This window comes from Alkalicoccus chagannorensis DSM 18086 (assembly GCF_000429725.1).
Taxonomy (GTDB): Bacteria; Bacillota; Bacilli; order Bacillales; family Salisediminibacteriaceae; genus Alkalicoccus; species Alkalicoccus chagannorensis.
In genome coordinates this window covers 16,086-32,850 of the sequence record NZ_AUCK01000034.1, presented here as the reverse complement: position 1 = coordinate 32,850, position 16,765 = coordinate 16,086, and the positions used below count along the sequence as shown (strand labels likewise).

The 16,765-nt window shown below is 55.8% G+C and carries 13 protein-coding genes, 7 tRNA genes and 1 rRNA gene; 15 read left to right on the top strand and 6 right to left on the bottom strand.

The annotated features are described in order from the left end of the window. Nucleotides 1-364 precede the first annotated feature (364 nt). Both G477_RS0114260 and G477_RS0114255 read right to left on the bottom strand, forming a co-directional pair. Entirely contained in the window at nt 365-1,606 is a 1,242-nt protein-coding gene (locus tag G477_RS0114260) for a pyridoxal-phosphate-dependent aminotransferase family protein (RefSeq protein ID WP_026698508.1), read from the bottom strand. Next, nucleotides 1,603-2,832, bottom strand: coding sequence for a Zn-dependent hydrolase (locus G477_RS0114255; protein ID WP_026698507.1), 1,230 nt, complete (start codon nt 2,830-2,832; stop codon nt 1,603-1,605). The genes G477_RS0114260 and G477_RS0114255 overlap by 4 nt, the downstream gene beginning before the upstream one ends. 200 nt (nt 2,833-3,032) lie before the next feature. Between G477_RS0114255 and G477_RS0114250 the strand changes: the two genes are divergently transcribed. The 3 genes from G477_RS0114250 (at nt 3,033) to G477_RS0114240 (ending at nt 7,766) form a co-directional block, all read left to right on the top strand. Beyond that, complete coding sequence (locus G477_RS0114250) at nt 3,033-4,649, top strand: PucR family transcriptional regulator (protein ID WP_026698506.1); 1,617 nt, start codon at nt 3,033-3,035, stop codon at nt 4,647-4,649. 356 nt (nt 4,650-5,005) lie between these two features. After that, entirely contained in the window at nt 5,006-6,319 is a 1,314-nt protein-coding gene (gene allB, locus G477_RS0114245; RefSeq protein ID WP_026698505.1) for an allantoinase AllB, read from the top strand. 1 nt (nt 6,320) lies between these two features. Continuing rightward, on the top strand, nt 6,321-7,766 hold the full coding sequence (locus G477_RS0114240) for a YfcC family protein (RefSeq protein ID WP_051288054.1): 1,446 nt from the start codon (nt 6,321-6,323) through the stop codon (nt 7,764-7,766). Nucleotides 7,767-8,316: 550 nt separating this feature from the next. Here the strand turns inward: G477_RS0114240 and G477_RS0114235 are convergent. Both G477_RS0114235 and G477_RS0114230 read right to left on the bottom strand, forming a co-directional pair. Continuing rightward, nucleotides 8,317-8,538, bottom strand: a complete 222-nt coding sequence (locus G477_RS0114235; protein ID WP_035212098.1) for a hypothetical protein — start codon at nt 8,536-8,538, stop codon at nt 8,317-8,319. A gap of 117 nt (nt 8,539-8,655) precedes the next feature. Next, nucleotides 8,656-9,399, bottom strand: a complete 744-nt coding sequence (locus tag G477_RS0114230; protein ID WP_026698502.1) for a hypothetical protein — start codon at nt 9,397-9,399, stop codon at nt 8,656-8,658. Nucleotides 9,400-9,614: 215 nt separating this feature from the next. Between G477_RS0114230 and G477_RS0114225 the strand changes: the two genes are divergently transcribed. From G477_RS0114225 to G477_RS0114210, 4 genes are all read left to right on the top strand, one after another. Beyond that, on the top strand, nt 9,615-10,439 hold the full coding sequence (locus G477_RS0114225; RefSeq protein WP_026698501.1) for a FixH family protein: 825 nt from the start codon (nt 9,615-9,617) through the stop codon (nt 10,437-10,439). Nucleotides 10,440-10,754: 315 nt separating this feature from the next. Next, nucleotides 10,755-11,267 carry a signal peptidase I gene (gene lepB, locus G477_RS0114220; RefSeq protein WP_026698500.1) on the top strand — a complete coding sequence of 171 codons (513 nt, stop codon included), beginning with the start codon at nt 10,755-10,757 and terminating at the stop codon, nt 11,265-11,267. 363 nt (nt 11,268-11,630) lie between these two features. Then, nucleotides 11,631-12,692, top strand: a complete 1,062-nt coding sequence (locus G477_RS0114215; RefSeq protein ID WP_026698499.1) for a P-loop NTPase — start codon at nt 11,631-11,633, stop codon at nt 12,690-12,692. Nucleotides 12,693-12,854: 162 nt separating this feature from the next. Beyond that, entirely contained in the window at nt 12,855-13,559 is a 705-nt protein-coding gene (locus G477_RS0114210) for a KinB-signaling pathway activation protein (RefSeq protein WP_026698498.1), read from the top strand. Between the two features lie 175 nt (nt 13,560-13,734). Here the strand turns inward: G477_RS0114210 and G477_RS0114205 are convergent, their stop codons facing one another. Then, nucleotides 13,735-13,968 (bottom strand): hypothetical protein, encoded by a 234-nt coding sequence (locus G477_RS0114205; protein ID WP_026698497.1) that lies wholly within the window; start codon nt 13,966-13,968, stop codon nt 13,735-13,737. Nucleotides 13,969-14,448: 480 nt separating this feature from the next. Here G477_RS0114205 and rrf point away from each other — a divergent pair. The 3 genes from rrf (at nt 14,449) to G477_RS0114185 (ending at nt 14,947) form a co-directional block, all read left to right on the top strand. Next, nucleotides 14,449-14,565: ribosomal RNA gene (rrf, locus tag G477_RS0114195) — 5S ribosomal RNA — on the top strand. A gap of 226 nt (nt 14,566-14,791) precedes the next feature. After that, a tRNA-Asn gene (locus tag G477_RS0114190) sits at nt 14,792-14,866 on the top strand. 5 nt (nt 14,867-14,871) lie between these two features. Beyond that, nucleotides 14,872-14,947, top strand: a tRNA-Thr gene (locus G477_RS0114185). Between the two features lie 46 nt (nt 14,948-14,993). Here G477_RS0114185 and G477_RS0114180 read toward each other — a convergent pair. Then, nucleotides 14,994-15,455: a hypothetical protein gene (locus G477_RS0114180; RefSeq protein ID WP_026698496.1), complete on the bottom strand. Its 462-nt coding sequence runs from the start codon at nt 15,453-15,455 to the stop codon at nt 14,994-14,996. A gap of 182 nt (nt 15,456-15,637) precedes the next feature. Here G477_RS0114180 and G477_RS0114175 point away from each other — a divergent pair. The 5 genes from G477_RS0114175 (at nt 15,638) to G477_RS0114155 (ending at nt 16,272) form a co-directional block, all read left to right on the top strand. Continuing rightward, nucleotides 15,638-15,712 (top strand) — tRNA-Glu (locus tag G477_RS0114175). A gap of 1 nt (nt 15,713) precedes the next feature. Further along, nucleotides 15,714-15,789, top strand: a tRNA-Thr gene (locus tag G477_RS0114170). Nucleotides 15,790-15,796: 7 nt separating this feature from the next. Then, nucleotides 15,797-15,871 (top strand) — tRNA-Gln (locus tag G477_RS0114165). A 230-nt stretch (nt 15,872-16,101) separates the two neighbouring features. Beyond that, nucleotides 16,102-16,177 (top strand) — tRNA-Lys (locus G477_RS0114160). Nucleotides 16,178-16,196: 19 nt separating this feature from the next. After that, a tRNA-Ala gene (locus G477_RS0114155) sits at nt 16,197-16,272 on the top strand. The last annotated feature ends 493 nt before the right edge of the window (nt 16,273-16,765 follow it).

Genomic DNA, 16,765 nt, shown 5'->3' with positions numbered 1-16,765 from the left:
AGACGTGGGAGGGTACACCACCGTGAGCAGCGTGGAGATCCACATGTGCGACCATAGGTCAGAGAAATAATTGGTATTTTTAACCATGAGTCATCGGATGGACCCTTATTTACCACATAATCCTAAAAATGAAAAAAACAGTTTGTGAGAAAGCTTTATTTTAAACGGCCGGTAGAGTAATTCGAAGATATATGAAGATACTGCGCTTTTGAAAAAGTAGAAAGAGGGAGTATACGTTTTCGTACAGGGGTACGGCGGCTTCATGCGCTGCACGGGAAGAAACAAAAACGTCTTCTTCCCTCAAAAGGCTTGCAGCGCTTCCGCACGCCGTTCCGATCAAAAGGCGCTTTGCGCTTTTGTTCTGTCAGCTGGGAGCAGCGGCTGCCGTGCGGGCGTCTTCATAGACGCGCCGGGCGGCCTGAACAGCGGCACCTGGATGAATCGACGCGCCGTGCGCCATGAGCGCGGCTTCAAAAGCAAACAGGACGTGATACACGTTTTCCTTCCGCGCCGAATAGCCCATCGCGCCAATGCGCCAGATCAGTCCCTGGAGCGGCCCGAAGGAAGCAGCGATCTCCACGCCGAATTCCTCCAGCATCATCTGCCGTACCGGCGTTTCCTCCACACCGTCCGGCACAAGAATGCACGTCACCACCGGCAGCTTATTCGCATGATCGTTGTAGAGATCAAGCCCCATCGCCCGGATCCCCTCCACAATCGCACGCTCATGCAGGAGATGCCGGTCCCAGCGCGCCTCCAGCCCCTCTTCGTGCACCACCCGGAGCGACTCATACAACGCATACAGCATCGACGTCGCCTCCGTATGATGATTCAGCCGGCGCGGGCTCCAGTAATCCTGCAGCTGGGTCAGGTCAAAATAGTTGCTGCGGATCGGCGCGGATGCGGCATCTTCATCTCCCTCTGCCCGGATGCCGCGCTCCACCTGCCTTCGTGGCGCCAGGGTACGTTCCACCCGGTCGTTGTAGCAGACAGGAGCAGAACCAGACGGTCCGGAGATACATTTCTGCGTTCCGCCGACGACCGCATCGACGTGCCAGTCATCCATGTGAAAAGCAACGCCGCCGATCGTGGCGACAGCATCGACGAGGAAGAGTCCCCCCTGACTGCGGACGGCACGGCCGATCTCTTCGAGCGGCTGCAGGCAGCCGGTAGACGTTTCGCCGTGGACAATGGCCGTGATTTTCGGCTGTTCTTCCTCGATGCGGGCAATGACGTCCTCCGGCGCGAAGACGCTGCCCCATTCGGTTTCCATCGTGATGATCTCCGCGCCGCAGCGGTCGGCAATTTCGGTGAGGAGCCAGCCGAAGCGGCCGTAGATCGGAATGAGCACACGGTCCCCCGGCTCGATCAGGCTGACCATGACCGCTTCCATGCCGGAGCGGGACGTCCCGTCGATCGGAAAGGCCCAGTGGTTGTCTGAATGAAAGAGGCGTCGGGTCAGCGTCATGGTTTCATTCATCAAATCGGTGAAAGCAGGGTCGAACTGACCGACAATGGGACTGCTCATTGCCTGCAGGACGCGAGGATCGGCTTCGACGGGGCCGGGCGTCATGATAGTCCGGCGTGGTGGGATGAAACGATTCATGATGATTCCTCCTTGTATGCCCAGATCGTTAGGGCCTCTTGCATGACGGTGATGCCTTCATCGAGGTACTGGGGTTCGGTGTACTCCTTCGGGTTGTGGCTGATGCCGTCGGTACTGGGGACGAACAGCAGCGCGGAGGGGCAGTGGCGTCCCATTACCTGTGCATCATGGCCCGCGCCGCTGTACATGCGCCGATAGGCGATGTCGTCGCGGGAACAGATGTGATCGAGGTCATGGCACATCGCCTGAGACATAGGTACGGCATCGATCGTCATGAACGGATCGATGTGCAGGGAGACGCCGTACGCTTCGGCCGTATCCCGGCAGATACCGGAGACGGCTGCTACAGCTGCCTGCAGCGCCTCGTCATCCGGATGACGGACGTCGAGGGAGAAGGTGACGCTGCCGGGGATCACGTTGACCGACCCAGGGGAAGCGTCCAGCTGGCCGACGGTGGCTACCAGCGGATCACCGCGTCGGCGCGTTTCCTCCAGTAGTCGATGGATCATGGCCGCTGCCGCTTCCATCGCATCAGCCCGAAGCGGCATCGGCGTTGTACCGGCGTGATTCGCCTGGCCGGACACCGTGAAATAAAACCGCTGCTGTCCGACGATTGCATCGACAATCCCTATCGACTCGCCGGCAGCCTCGAGCTGCCGGCCCTGCTCGATATGGATTTCAAGAAACTGGTCGATGTCCGTTCTCGGGGTGTCGTCCCACGCCTCTGTGATACCGGCTTCGATCCGCGCCGCGTCGATGGTGACACCTGCACCGTCTGCGGCGTTCTCCAGCCGTTCTGGATCTACTTGACCGGTCACATAGCGGGAGCCGAGGTAGGCGTAAGGAAACCGGCTGCCCTCTTCTTCACTGAAGACAACGACCTCCATGGTTTTTTCTGGTGTGCCGTGCAGGCACCACGTATGGTAGACCGCGTGGATGGCGGCGAGAACGCCGTAGGCGCCGTCGTAGCGGCCGCCGGAGCGGACGCTGTCCAGATGCGAGCCGGTCATGACGACGCGTGGACTTCGGCCGGGAATACGGCCGTACAGGTTCCCGGCGGCATCCCCGCGTACGTCAAAACCGAGTTCCTCCATATACGCTTGCAGCGCCTCCCGCGCCTGCTGCCACGTTTTTGTAAAGAGCAGCCGGGTGATTCCTTCGCCGGGATCGCTGAAGGTGGCGAGCCAGTTGAGTTTTTCGTGGATGTTTTCTTTTGTTTTCAGCACGTGCACCCCTCCTGAATAGACGTTGAATGTCTCTCATGCTACCAGAACACCAGAAAAAAGCATTAGGCAGATTGTACAATGAGTGCGGTGATATTGTATAATCATGCTCAATCACTCCCGCAGGTTGTCGGACATAATGGGAGAAGACGAAGACGCCGGAAACAGCGGCGGCGGAGATTATCTGACAGGAGGGATAGAAGATGCTGTTATCTGAACTGCAGCAGCAGTCGGCCCTGCGTACAGCACGGGTGCGCGCCGGCCGGCGGGGGCTGGATACTCCGGTACAGTCCGTCAACATGATGGACGCTCCGGACATTGAACGGTACTTAAAAGAAGGGCAGCTTCTTTTGACGACCGGGTATTCGATGAAAGAAGAACCGGAACGTCTGCCGAAACTGATTGCTGCGATGGCCCGGATCGGCTGTGCGGGCCTCGGTCTGAAGCCGGGCCGCTTCCTGCAGGCACTGCCGCAGGAAGCGGTGGAGGCAGCGGAGGAGCACGGGCTGCCGCTGCTGGAATTGAGCGAAGAAACGGCGCTCGGGGACCTGGTCCATGAGACGCTGGCCTTGATCCTGCAGAGCAAAGAAACCGAACTCCAGGAGTCCAAAGATTTCCACGAGCGCCTCAGCCGGCTGCTGCATCAGGAAGACGGCCTGACGATTGTCATGCGTGAAATCGAGAAAAAAGTCCGCCGCAGCATTTCCTTAATGGATCACCGCGGCGCAGTTCTTTATACGAAGAAGGAAGCCAATCAGGAGGACTGGGTCCGGCTGCGGCCACTGGAAGGACAGCAGCAGCTGGCCGTACGCCGGTCGGAAAGCGGCAGGCTCTATTCGACGTATCCGATTCAAGTCGGAAGCCGGCGCAGTGGGCTTTTCATTGTCGAAGGAGAGCTGCCGTCTGATCATGGGTCTGCGTTGTTTTTATCCCAGGCGGCCAACGTCATTTCCTTCGAACTCATGAAACAGCAGGCGGTGCACCAGCATGAGCGCATGATGCGGAACGCGTTTTTCAACGACGTGCTGGAAGGGAGCTTTCAGACGAATGCGGAAATTCTATCGAGGGGGAAGTTTTACGGCCTGGAAGAGGATACGCTGTACTTAACGGCAGCGGCGCAGGTGGATACGAGTGGAACGACGGTCAGTGAGCGGGTGCTCTATGAGCGGAAGAACGATGTGTATGACTATATGGAGGCGCTGCTGCCCGAAGTGTTTCCGCATCACGTCCTGTTCTCGAAAGGGGAATTGTTCGTGCTGCTCGTCGGGATTCACTTTTTTCATGAGGAGGTCGAGCAGCAGTTCACCGACGGACTGGCCGATCTGCAGACGCTCTGCCGACAGGAGCTGCAGGCCGATGTCTCGTTCGGCGTCGGCCACGCTGCGTATCAGCTGGTGGAATTATCGAAAACGTGGCAGGAAGCGGTCGAGGCGCTGCACGCCGGACTGCAGCTGTATCAGGGCTCCTTTATTCAGACGAGCCGCACGAAAGGGATGCAGGAACTCCTTAATATGGTGCCCGATGAAAATCAGCGTTCCTTCGTAGAGCATCGGCTCCAGCCGCTTCTGCAGGTCGATCAGGAAAAAGAGCGCAGGGTACTGCTGGAGACGCTGCAGGAATACCTGGCCCAGCAGACACATATTGCCCGGACCGCCGAGGCGCTCCACGTCCACCGGAATACGGTGCTGTTCCGGCTGCGCAAATGCGAAGACCTGCTCGGCACGGATGTCAAAGCGCCTGCGACCTCCCTCGAACTTCGTCTTGCCCTGCATCTGCATGCGCGCCTGGAGGCAGCTGCAGAAGAAAAAACAGAAAAATAGAAAAACTGTGTCATGAAATGTGACACCTCTTTCTCCGAAAGGAAAAAGAACCCGGCAGGGCAGTGTGATCCGCGTACAGGCGGACGCACTGTCCTTTTTGCTGGTTAGGAATGTAAAAGTTTTCATAGAAAGGAGACGGCGGATTCGTCCGCTGTTCGGAGACGAAGGAAAAAGGTCTTTTGTTGAAGAGGCAGCCACAGGGTCTTCCTCTTGTTTGGATGAAACCATCCACGGTGCGTTGATTTCATTGTGCGTATTGTGTGTTTTTGCCTGTTTTGATTGTGCGCAATGCCCAATGCCGTCCGAGCAGCGGGGCGATAAACTGAACGCATCCAAGACAACAGGGGGGCAGGGCGATGCAGAAAGTACTGCAGCACATTCAACTTTTCTATGAAGGAAGCTGGCAGGAGCGCGATATCGTGATGCAGGGAGAGCGCATCGCATCCATCGAGGCAGCCGGTACGGCAGAGGGAGACGTGATCGAGGACGGCCGGGGAAAGACAGCCGTTCCCGGACTGATTGATGTTCATGTGCATATCAATGAGCCGGGACGTACAGACTGGGAAGGCATGACAACCGGAACACGGGCACTGGCTGCCGGCGGTGTGACAACGCTGTTCGACATGCCGCTGAACTCGAAGCCGCCGACCGCGACGGCCTCCAGAGTGGAGGAGAAGCGGGCGATTGCCGCGGAGAAATCACTGATCCGCACGCATTGGTGGGGAGCACTGATGCCGGGGCACCTGGCAGATCTGGAAGCGATGCACGAAGCTGGCGTCATCGGCTTCAAGGCGTTCATGTCGCGGGCAGGAACGCCGGACTTTGAGCATGCGGAAGATGAAACGCTTCTGTACGGCATGGAGAAAATCGCAGCACTCGGCAGCCGGCTGGCTGTTCACGCCGAGTCGGATATGCTGATCCACTGGCTGACCAAACGAGCCGCGGAAGCTGGGAAGACGTCGATGCACGAGTATGAACAGACGCGACCGAAGGCAGCCGAGGTAGAAGCCGTGCGCCGGATCCTTCTTTATGCAGAATGGACCGGCTGTCCGGTACATATCTGCCACGTCAGCTGCGGGGATGCTGTCAACGTGATCGCAGAGGCGAAGGCACGCGGGGTGAATGTCACCGCGGAGACCTGCGCCCACTACTTATATTTCACTCTCGACGATGCAGCACGGATCGGTCCGACAGCAAAATGTGCCCCGCCGCTGCGGGATGCGGCGGAGCGGGAACATCTCTGGCAGGCGCTGCAGAACGGAGTGCTGGACCTCGTCAGCTCGGATCACTCCCCTGCTCCGTTTTCGTTAAAGGAAGGGACCGTGCTCGAGAGCTGGGGCGGCATCGCCGGTGCCCAGCAGACGATCGATGTCCTGCTGACGGAAGGCGTGCACCGCAGGGGGCTTCCGCTGGAGGAAGTGATCAGTTGGGTGACGTCAAAACCGGCAGCGTGCTTTGACCTTGATGGTGGCCGGCTGGAACCGGGAGGACCGGCGGACATCACGCTGCTTGATCTTGAGGAAGCGTGGACATTGAAGGAAGACGATTTGTTCCAGAGACATAAAGAAACCCCGTATATCGGAGCCTCGTTTCAAGGGCGTGTGAGCAGTGTCTACTGCCGCGGCGAACAAGTTTATGATCTTACATTTTCACATGGGGGAGAGCGATAACATGGCAAAACGACAGGAAGAGCTGGAGAGGCAGTGGGAGTCCGAGCCGCAGGAGGAAGTGGCTCCGTCAAGATTTAAATTTCCGCACATTTACGTGCTGCTGGTCGGCCTGATTGCGCTGATGAGTGTCCTTTCCTATATCATTCCGGCCGGAGAATACGGCACGGTGGAAGGACCGGACGGGCAGGAGATGATTGACCCGGAAGCCTTCCAGTTCATTGACGCAGCACCGATTGGGCTGATGGAGTTTTTGACGGCTGTGCCAAACGGTCTGATTGATGCGAGTGCAGTTGTGTTCTTTACCTTCATGATCGGCGGCGTGTTCATGGTGATGCAGGCAGCGGGGCTGATCCACTTCGGCGTCGACCGCCTGACGCGGACCTTCATGCACCGCCGGATTCTCATCATTCCGATTCTCGTCACGGCGTTCGCGTCGATTGCGGCCTTTGTCGGAACACCGGAATTGAGTCTGCTGTACGTGCCGATTCTGATTCCGCTGATGATTCAGCTCGGCTACAATAAACTGATGGCAGCCGGTATTGCGCTGATTGCAACGTCGGGTGGGTTCCTTGGATCGATCACGAACCCGGGTACCGTAGGGCTGTCGCATGAACTGGCGGAGCTGCCGATGTATTCCGGTGCGCTTTACCGGGCGCTCGTCCTGTCGACGATCATTCTCGCGGGTATTCTTTTCTTGATGTATTACGCCAAAAAGCTTGAGCGGAATCCGGAGCTGGTGGAAGCAGACCGTCGGGAGCTGGAGGAAGCTGGCGGCGGTGTGCCGGAAGCCGTCAACCTGTCCAGACGGGGGAAAGCAGCGGGCATCACGGCGATCGTCATGTTCCTTGGCATGATTATCGGGGTGCTCACCTTCCAGTGGGATTTCGTGCAGCTGGCAGGGTACTTCCTTGCGATGGGTGTGGTCGTCGGTCTCGTCGCCGGGCTGTCCGGCGAAGGCTTGAGTGAAGCCTTCAATAATGGATTCCGCCAGGTGCTGATGGGCGCGATGATCATCGGGATTGCCCGTGGTGTGGCTGTCGTGATGGAAGAAAGTCAGATCATCGACACAATTATTTTCGCCCTCTCGACCGTCGTCAGTCAGCTGCCGCAGTCGATCACCGTACTCGGCATGCTCGGAAGCCAAGGGTTCTTTAACTTCTTCGTGCCTTCCGGAAGCGGACAGGCGATGATCACGATGCCGATCATGATTCCGCTTGCGGACTTAGTAGGGACGACGCGCCAGACGGCGATCCTCGCTTTCCAGCTCGGCGATGGCATTTCCAACATTCTCTTCCCGACATCGGGCTACTTCATGGCGACGATCGCCGCAGCCGGCATCTCGTGGTGGAAGTGGACGAAATTCATCATCCCGCTGCTGATTGCGTGGACGCTGATCGGGATGGTCTACCTGCTGACAGCTCACTTTATCGGCTGGGGACCATTTTAATAAGAAACAAAGCCGCCTTCCGAATGGGGAGGGCGGTTTTTTCGCAGGATAGGAAAGTTTTCATACAGGGGGGGCGGCGGCTTCATGCGATGTCCGGGAAACAGCCGGCGGACGCCGTTCGACGAAAACGGGGGAGCATCTTCTCGCAAAAAGGAGGGAAAAGGAGGAGGGGGCTTTGTGTCTGCCGGCTCCGACTGAGTGACCGTTTTGATGAGCGGAACGACCGCTGCGGTCCTCTGAATGACCGCTGAGGAGGTGAATGACTGCTTTTCTTCTCTGAGCGACCGCTTTCGTCCGCCGTCAGACCGCTCCTGGCGGCTGAGTGACCGCTCGAGCGACCTGAGTGACCGCTCCGGACTAAATCGACGGACACAGGATCAACAACCTTCAGCCGATCCTCTCCATAAGCGTCCAAAAATGGGTGCGGAAGAAGGGCGCTGGCATGCCTGCCGCATCGGGCGAGGGCGCGCCGAAAAGCCGCATACCCTGCTCTTTTTCCAGCGTGGCATACGGCCGGTCAGTTGCCGTTTGTGTTGTTGGCAGGGGTGGCTCAAATCACGGAGTGGACCGTCTCAAAATGGCTGCCGAGCGGCGTGTTCCGGTCGTCCACCGGCTCCATTTCAAGCCGGTGGCTCCTTTTTTCTTCAGGGCGTCCCGCCTGCGCCTGGTACCCGCCCGCTTCCGGGAGGCGGGCGTCCCCTTTTTTCCGTGAAGCGACCCGCTTTCCGCCGCTGCCACCGACTCCGGCCAGCGGAAGCATCCAAGAATACATACAGAAGCAGGACGCTGGCATGCCTGCCTCGCAGGCTTTCCGGCCGGACGGCAGAACAGAAAAAAGCCCTCTGCCGGCAGGGGGCAGAGGGGGCAGAGCTGGTAAAAGGGTTGGCGTTCAGTCGGTATCCGAGCCGCGGCGGTCGATGAGGGTGACGTCGTCCGGAAGAATCGCTTCTTCTTCAAATAAGTCTATGTCGAACTCCGGGTTCCACTCGTGGGTGCTGACCTCTACCGTGTAATCGTCCGTTGGTCCTTCGGTGCGGATTTCCGCGTAATCCTCTGCGCGGAACCAGATGTCGTTGCCGGCGGTTGTGAGCTTATAGGCCTCTTCTCCGTCTATCTCCGACGAGTCCACTTCACGAGGAGCATCGTCATCCGCCTCGTCCAGCATCCGCTGCAATGAGGTAGATCGGGACGATCCATGACCGTGATCCGGGTCTTCAATCGACGCCTCTTCGTCGCCTTCCGTGTAGTGCAGGACAGCTTGATTTGGTTCGATGACGACTTCGTATTCCGTCGGTCCATGTTCATCGTGGTATTCGGTGCGCGTCAGGAGGCCGTCTTCACTGTAATATTCCCAGTAATACTCTTCTATTACATTCTCGTCGTCTCCGGCTTCACCGTCATCCGCTTCTGTTGTCACGGTTCTTTCCTGGTAATAGTCTTGATCTTCATATGCGCCGGCAGCCGCTTCCAGCAGCTCCTCGGCACTTGGAGTTTCCTGCGCGGGTGCCGCTTCTTCTTCCCTATTGTCGTTGACGTCTTGGTCCGGTACCGTCTCTTCGTCTGTGTTTTCGTTTTCGGCGCTGCATCCTGCAGCGGTGGCTGCGGCTGCAGTGAGCAGGATGAATGTTTTCACGGCATGTTCCTCCCATCGGTTGTCTCTCATTCTCCATTCCCAAAAAAAGGGATTCCAAACCTTCGTCCGGGCAGGGAAGTGCCGGCTGTATCCTCCGCGCACTGTTTTGACGAAGGGCGCTCTGTGCGTTTTTTCGTTCACAGGACCTTCACTTCAATTTTTAGACAAAGAGGCGTAAACTACAAAGGAGAGAGCATACAGGGGAGGAAGAGACGATGAAGAAAGCAGGTCTGCTGACAGCCGCGGCGGTGCTCGCACTTGCTGCATGCGGCACAGAGGAAGAAAACAGCAATGATACCGGAGGAGCGGTGAGCATCGAGGACGTCAACATGGAGCCGTTGGAGGTCGAGGTGCAGGCGCCTGATGCCGTTGATCCTGGAGAAGAAGTGACGCTTGGTGCCCAGCTGACCCAGGGGGATGAACACGTCGACGATGCCGAGGAAGTCCTGTTTGAAATCTGGAAAGATGGCGAAAAAGGGGAAAGCGGCGACATGATCGAAGCTGGGCGACCGGGGGTAGAAGGTGTCTATGATATCGATTATACGTTTGAGGAGGAAGCAGTCTACTATATACAGCCGCACACGACGGCCCGTGGGACGCATGTTATGCCGGTAGAACAGGTCATCGTGGGTGATCCTGATATCGAGGAGCTGGAGGATGAGGACGAGAATCATCAGGACATGAATGATCACGATCATCACGGCGGGGAAGACGACGACCATCACCACGGCAATCACGAAGATGACCATACGGATGAGCTTACCTTGAACCTGGCAGAAACGGAAGCGAATGCCGGGGAAGAGGTCCTGCTGCAGGTCGATGCGGCTCTGGAGGAAGAAGGCTGGGAAAATGGTGACGTCCGCCTGGAAATCTGGACGCATGGCGATGAGGTGCGCGACTGGATCGACATGGAAGAGGCGGGAGACGGCAGGTACGAAGCTGCCTATACGTTTACTGAGGCAGCAGAGTACCATGTGGTGATTCATGCGGAAGACGAGGACATTCATGAGCATGAAGAGGTGTTGTTTGACGTGAATTAACGAAAGTCCTGGATTTAGGTTTAATACTTCCCGGAAAAAGGAAAAGACAAGCAGATTCTTTTGAAAGGGGATGCTTGTATGCTCCGAACGATTCTCATGGTTATTGGACTTCTTGTCGTTATCAGCTTTATCTTTTCTATGCTCTAAAACTCATACAAGGAACTGTCCCGGCAGCAACGACTGCCGGGATTTTCTATTCCGTCAAACGGGACACCGCCATAAAATTACATAGATCATGGAAGGGCCGGGGGTGTTCCGAGGGGAGTATTATGCTAAAATAGTTGGAGACTGAGGTTTGATAAGGAGGATGCCACTGTGGCGGAAGAAAAGAAAAAAGGGTCCTGGCTTGTGCCGATTGTGGCGGCGGTGGCAGTGGCGCTGATTGTACGGTCGTTCATCATGGCACCGTACGTGGTGGAAGGGGCGTCGATGGAGCCATCTCTGGAAGACCGCGACCGAATTCTTGTGAATAAAATCCCGACCTGGCTCGGGGAGTTTGACCGTGGCGATATTGTCATTATCGAAGAGAACAACCGTCATTACGTGAAGCGGCTGATTGCGATGCCGGGAGAAACGATTTCCATGGAAGAGGGAATGCTTCTTGTTGACGGAGAAGAAATTGACGAGCCTTACGTGAATGAGCTTGAGGATTACGTCGAATCTATTGAAGAAGTCACGATGGACGACGATGAATATTACGTCATGGGAGACAACCGCGGGAACAGTCTGGACAGTCGCAACGGGCTCGGACTGATCGAAGAGGATGATGTCCTCGGCCGCTCGACGGTCGTCTTTTTCCCGATGTCGAACTTGCAGCTGACAAACTAGAAGAAGAACGTCTCCGATGAAGCTGGAGGCGTTTTTTTGTCATAGTTTAAGAAAGTGCTGATACAAGGAGACGGCCAAGCCGGCTGGGTGTGAAGAGAGAAAACCCTTGCTTCCGTTTTAGGCGGACGTCTGCTAAGGGGGGCTGTTCTCTGGCGTCGCCTCCCTTCCCTCCTGGAAAGGGTGCGTGATTGTTTTTCCTTTTTGCCATGTGAAACGAGTTTGAGCATGCCTGAGATGGTCTTTTGTGCCGCCATGAAAATTCCCTGTTGGAAATAAGAGGGGAAGCTTTCAAGGGACCGGGGCGCCTGTGTTATAATGATACATGGTGTAATCGAATTCACGCAGATAAAGGACGGTGCTCATATGATTACCGAAGAGAAAGTTCATGAAATACTGGGGGAGATCGAAGACCCTCATCTCCATACACCTTTGGCGGAACTTGGTTCCATCAAAGAGGTGAAAATTAAAGATAAGCTCCTCAGCCTCAAGCTGGCGATTGCCCAGCCGGGGACGGGAGAGCAGATGCAGCTGCAGCAGCAGATTGTGACCGCGCTGAAAGAAGCCGGCGCCGATTCGGTCGGCCTGCGTTTTGAACAGCTTCCGGATGACGTCATTGCGAAGTTCGACATGGCGCAGGAAGAAGAGTCGACATCCCTTCTGGACCGGACGGACAAGACGACGTTCATCTCGGTGACGAGCGGGAAAGGCGGCGTCGGGAAGTCGACCGTCTCGGTGAACCTGGCCGTCTCCCTGGCACGCCAAGGGAAGAAAGTCGGTATCATCGATGCGGACATCTACGGGTTCAGCGTGCCCGACATGATGGGCATCGAAGAGCGTCCCCGCGTCGAAAATGAACGGATCTATCCTGTAGAACGATTCGGCGTCCAGGTCATTTCGATGGGCTTTTTCGTCGAGGACAACTCGCCGATCATCTGGCGCGGACCGATGCTCGGGAAAATGCTCAACAACTTCTTCAATGAAGTGGAGTGGGATGATCTCGACTACCTCATTCTCGACCTTCCGCCGGGAACAGGGGATGTGGCGCTCGATATCCACTCCATGCTGCCGCAGTCGAAGGAAATCATCGTGACGACACCGCACGCCACGGCTGCGTTCGTTGCGGCCCGAGCCGGTGCGATGGCGCTGAAAACAGAGCATGAGATTCTCGGTATCATCGAGAACATGGCTTACTTCCAGAGCCAGTCTACCGGAGAGAAAGAATATGTCTTCGGCAAAGGCGGAGGTCCGAAGCTTGCAGAAGAGCTGCAGTCGGAAGTGCTCGCTCAGATTCCACTCGGTCAGCCGGACTACGACCGCGATCTGTTTGCACCGTCCGTGTACAATGAAACGGATCCTATCGGGCAGATTTATGATGAGATTGCGGCTTCTGTCATGGAAAAAACGAAAAAGACCGAAGACGCCTAAGCATCCGTCCCTTCCCGGGCTCATTCCGGGGAGGGACTTTTCTGTTGGGAAGCCTTCGCATCCCACGCCTGTACCTGTGACAGGCCGGTGAAAACCGTGGCGGTGCCCCTGCTTCTTCTGCTACAATGGACGATGGATACAACTGCGTTAGGAGGAACGCTCGTGAATAGTAGAAAAGTCGTCTTCTTATTCTGGTCGACGCTTCTTATAGGTACCGCTGCCGGCTCCTTGATGGCTTTGATTCAAAGCTATGATGAGGTCATCTTCGCTTTCCGTGAACTCGGCTTCATGCAGGGGATCGGCGGTCTGTTTGTCATCGTGGTCATCGCCTCTCTCTGGACGGTTATTGCCCAGATGGGGTTCTTCGCGTATTTAACCATTCACCGGTTCGGGCTCGGCATATTTAAGTCCGTCCGGCTCTGGAACAAAGTTCAGGTCGTGATCATCGCTTTTGCTCTTTTCGATTTGATGTTTTTCCGCCATTTCTTCTTTGCTGAAGAAGGCGAATCGCTGCTCGGCTATGCCATCATGCCGCTCATGCTGCTGGCTTACGCTTGGATTGTCGCTGAAATCAAAGCCCGGGATACGAATCGCCAGGCGTTTGTACCGACCTTGTTCTTCATGGTTGTCGTGACGATGATTGAGTGGATTCCGTCGTTCACCGGCAATGACATGGAATATATCATCAATGCGATCGTTCCGCTTCTCGTAGCTAACACGTACCAGATTCTGATCCTCCACCGCCTGCATGCGCAGCCGAACGGACGGCAGCCGACGGTCGCGCAGGAACAGGAACGAGACCGTACGATTACGACGAACACCAAGCAGAAACAGTCGCAGAAGAAAAAGAAAAAGAAGAAAAAATAACGCATTGCTTCACCGCCCTTCCTTCCAGGAGGGGCGGTTTTGATTTGGCTGTCAGCGAGAAGCTGAAGCCTCCTCCGCTAGGACAGACAGAAAGCCGCTCCTGCAGCTGCTCACGCCCAAATCGGGGAGCTGACTGCCGGAGCGGCTTTGATGGGGCACGTTTCAGGGGAGGCGGCTATCTAGTTCGGTCGTCTGCTGTGTCTTCGTCTTTCCCTGAGGATGTTTTTTCGTCTTTGTTTCCTGCCATGCCTGTGGCTGCAAGCCAGGCCATGAAGGCAGCCAGGCCGAGGAAGAACAGCGTCTGTCCGGTGTTTCCTGCAGTAAAGCTCTGGTAAGCATAGTAAAGCCAGGTGATACTCCCGATCCATAGAGCGGCAATCAGAACCGGGTGGATTTTGATTTTTAGCATGAAGGGCCTCCATTTCTTCGCATGATAGGAATGTATAAGTTTTCATACAGTGTGACGGCGGCTCCATGCGCTGCTCGGGAAGAAACAAAGAACGTTTTCTTCCCTCAGAAAGCTTGCAGCGCTTCCGCATGCCGTTCCGACCAAAAGGCGCTTTGCGCTTTTGTGCACAAATCAGGCCAGTCGAATGTTGTGCCTGCCCGGATAATGTTTTTTTCATCTACTGTGAAATCTGCTTTCAGCATACCATACTGACTTAGTGAGAGCAGGAAATTAAATGTATATGAAGGCTGGAGGTCTTAAAGGCAGACAGTGGTTTTCCTTTACACCAATGCTGGTGGCTTGGTTCGCCTCGTTCCCACAGCAAAAACAGTGTCAGCACTCAGATCATGCTGGAAAATGAAAAGAAGAAAAATTTGAAACATCCCTTGCCAATCAGAAGGATAATGTAGTAAGATACAAAATGTCGGTAAAATGACATAACCCGGTGGCGAAAGCGAAGAGGTCACACCCGTTCCCATGCCGAACACGGAAGTTAAGCTCTTCAGCGCCGATGATAGTTGGGGGCTCTCCCCCTGCGAAAGTAGGACGCTGCCGGGTCAACTTTTTTATGTAGATAGGAAAAGGAACGAGGCGAAGGAGCCGAAGAGATTCGATGCTGATCGCCGCCCGGTCGACTGCACGCTGCTCCATGCATCTGATTGGGGAGAAGCGAGAAGGTCGAGAAACCGAGCAGAGAGACGTTGGAGCGTACAAAGGTACGTGACAAAAGGAACGAGGCGAAGGAGCCGAAGAGATTCGATGCTTATCGCCAATCAGAGATTATTCCACCGTAGCTCAGTGGTAGAGCAATCGGCTGTTAACCGATGGGTCGTAGGTTCGAATCCTACCGGTGGAGCCATTTCCGCTTCCTTAGCTCAGTTGGTAGAGCGCATCCATGGTAAGGATGAGGTCACCGGTTCGAGTCCGGTAGGAAGCTCCATTTTAAACAGTTACAGGCAGGGACCCTTTTGGGACCCTGCCTTTTTTTACAGCTTCTCTTCTGTTTGAACCGCGCGTACTTCGTCCAGAATGGGGTAGGCGGCTTCGATTCCTTTGTCTGCAACAAGACAGGCGGTCCCAAGCGGGGTGCGCCAGAAGCTGTCCGGAATAACCGGGTTGCGTCGTGCAGCCGGCTGGAAAAGCGTCCGGTAGATTCGCTGCAAGTGAGCCTCTGTTTCCTGACGGGATCCTTGAGGTTCCCCCCGCGCAATTAAAAAAACATGGCGCATGGACTGAAAAATATTGTCGCCGGACATGAAGGTGGATATCTTGTAGCGGGAGAGCTGCTCGTCCAATTCCGGAGGCATAAGATGACGGAGGGCCATGTCGTCCAGCCGCTCTTCCAGCTGACGCTGCAGATCCAGCATGACTTTTCGTTTTTCCTCGATCATCAGTTCCTCATCATATACGTCGCGGAGAGCAGCGAATGCCGTCTCGGGTGTCCACATACGGGGATTCCTCCTATCAAAGATTGGTGTGATTTCCATCATAACACAGAGGGGAAAACGCTTTCGAAGAAGTGAAAATTCCGACCTTTTTCTTTTCCGAAAAAAGTGGTTTAAAAGTCTTGCCAAAAGGGGCCGGGTTTGATAATATTCATTCTTGTCAGCAGCTACGCCGACAAATTTCAGGCCCGTTGGTCAAGTGGTTAAGACACCGCCCTTTCACGGCGGTAACACGGGTTCGAATCCCGTACGGGTCACCATGCTGGCCTAGCTCAATTGGTAGAGCAACTGACTTGTAATCAGTAGGTTGGGGGTTCAAGTCCTCTGGCCAGCACCATCCACGCAGGGCTATAGCCAAGCGGTAAGGCATCGGATTTTGATTCCGTGACTCGCAGGTTCGAATCCTGCTAGCCCTGCCATTTCATATACGGATGGATCAGCGTGACAAAAGGAACGAAGCGAAGAAGCCGAAGAGATTCGCCGCTTATCGCCGCCCGGTCGACTGCACGTAGCCCCATGCATCTGATTGGGGAGAAGCAAGAAGGTCGAGAAACCGAGCAGAGAGACGTTGGAGCGTACAGGAGTACGTGACAAAAGGAACGAAGCGAAGGAGCCGAAGAGATTCGCCGCTTATCGCCAATTCAGACGGGAGCCATTAGCTCAGCTGGCAGAGCATCTGACTTTTAATCAGAGGGTCGGAGGTTCGAATCCTCCATGGCTCACCAAGTTACATATCCCGCGAAAGGGGCCTTAGCTCAGCTGGGAGAGCGCCTGCTTTGCACGCAGGAGGTCAGCGGTTCGATCCCGCTAGGCTCCACCATACATACCTAAGCACTCTGGACGCGTGACTTCCGTCTGGAGTGTTTTTTCATCGTATAAGTCAGCTGCTCGGGAAGCATAAGAACCGATGCTTCCCTCAAAGAACCTGCAGTGACGCCGCACGCCGTTCCGAACAAAAGCTCTCCGCACTTTTGTTCTCGCAGGCAGGAGGTACGCTGCCGAAGATGGCAGCGCCGGAAAGCGGGTCGCTTTACGGAAAAAAGAAGACGCCCGCCTGCCTGAAACGGGCGGGTACTGGACGCAGGTGGGACGCCCTGAAGAAAAAAGGAGCCGCCGGCTTGAAATGGAGCCGGTGGACGACCGAAACACGCCACGCGGCGGCCGTTTTGTGACGGTCCGTTCCGCGGGTTGAGCCACGCCTGCCAAGACGAAAAACGGCATCTGACCGTTCGTCCGCCGATCCAGTCAAAAGGCGCTCTGCGCTGCTGGTCCTCGGATGGCCTATTCTGAACAAACCAAAAAATAGTAAATAT

Bases quoted from the DNA above. Each gene is read 5' to 3' on its own strand.
- G477_RS0114260 (WP_026698508.1), bottom strand. From the start codon at position 1,606: ATGAATCGTTTCATCCCACCACGCCGGACTATCATGACGCCCGGCCCC.
- G477_RS0114250 (WP_026698506.1), top strand. From the start codon at position 3,033: ATGCTGTTATCTGAACTGCAGCAGCAGTCGGCCCTGCGTACAGCACGG.
- allB (WP_026698505.1), top strand. From the start codon at position 5,006: ATGCAGAAAGTACTGCAGCACATTCAACTTTTCTATGAAGGAAGCTGG.
- G477_RS0114240 (WP_051288054.1), top strand. From the start codon at position 6,321: ATGGCAAAACGACAGGAAGAGCTGGAGAGGCAGTGGGAGTCCGAGCCG.
- G477_RS0114235 (WP_035212098.1), bottom strand. From the start codon at position 8,538: ATGTATTCTTGGATGCTTCCGCTGGCCGGAGTCGGTGGCAGCGGCGGA.
- G477_RS0114225 (WP_026698501.1), top strand. From the start codon at position 9,615: ATGAAGAAAGCAGGTCTGCTGACAGCCGCGGCGGTGCTCGCACTTGCT.
- G477_RS0114215 (WP_026698499.1), top strand. From the start codon at position 11,631: ATGATTACCGAAGAGAAAGTTCATGAAATACTGGGGGAGATCGAAGAC.
- G477_RS0114205 (WP_026698497.1), bottom strand. From the start codon at position 13,968: ATGCTAAAAATCAAAATCCACCCGGTTCTGATTGCCGCTCTATGGATC.
- G477_RS0114180 (WP_026698496.1), bottom strand. From the start codon at position 15,455: ATGTGGACACCCGAGACGGCATTCGCTGCTCTCCGCGACGTATATGAT.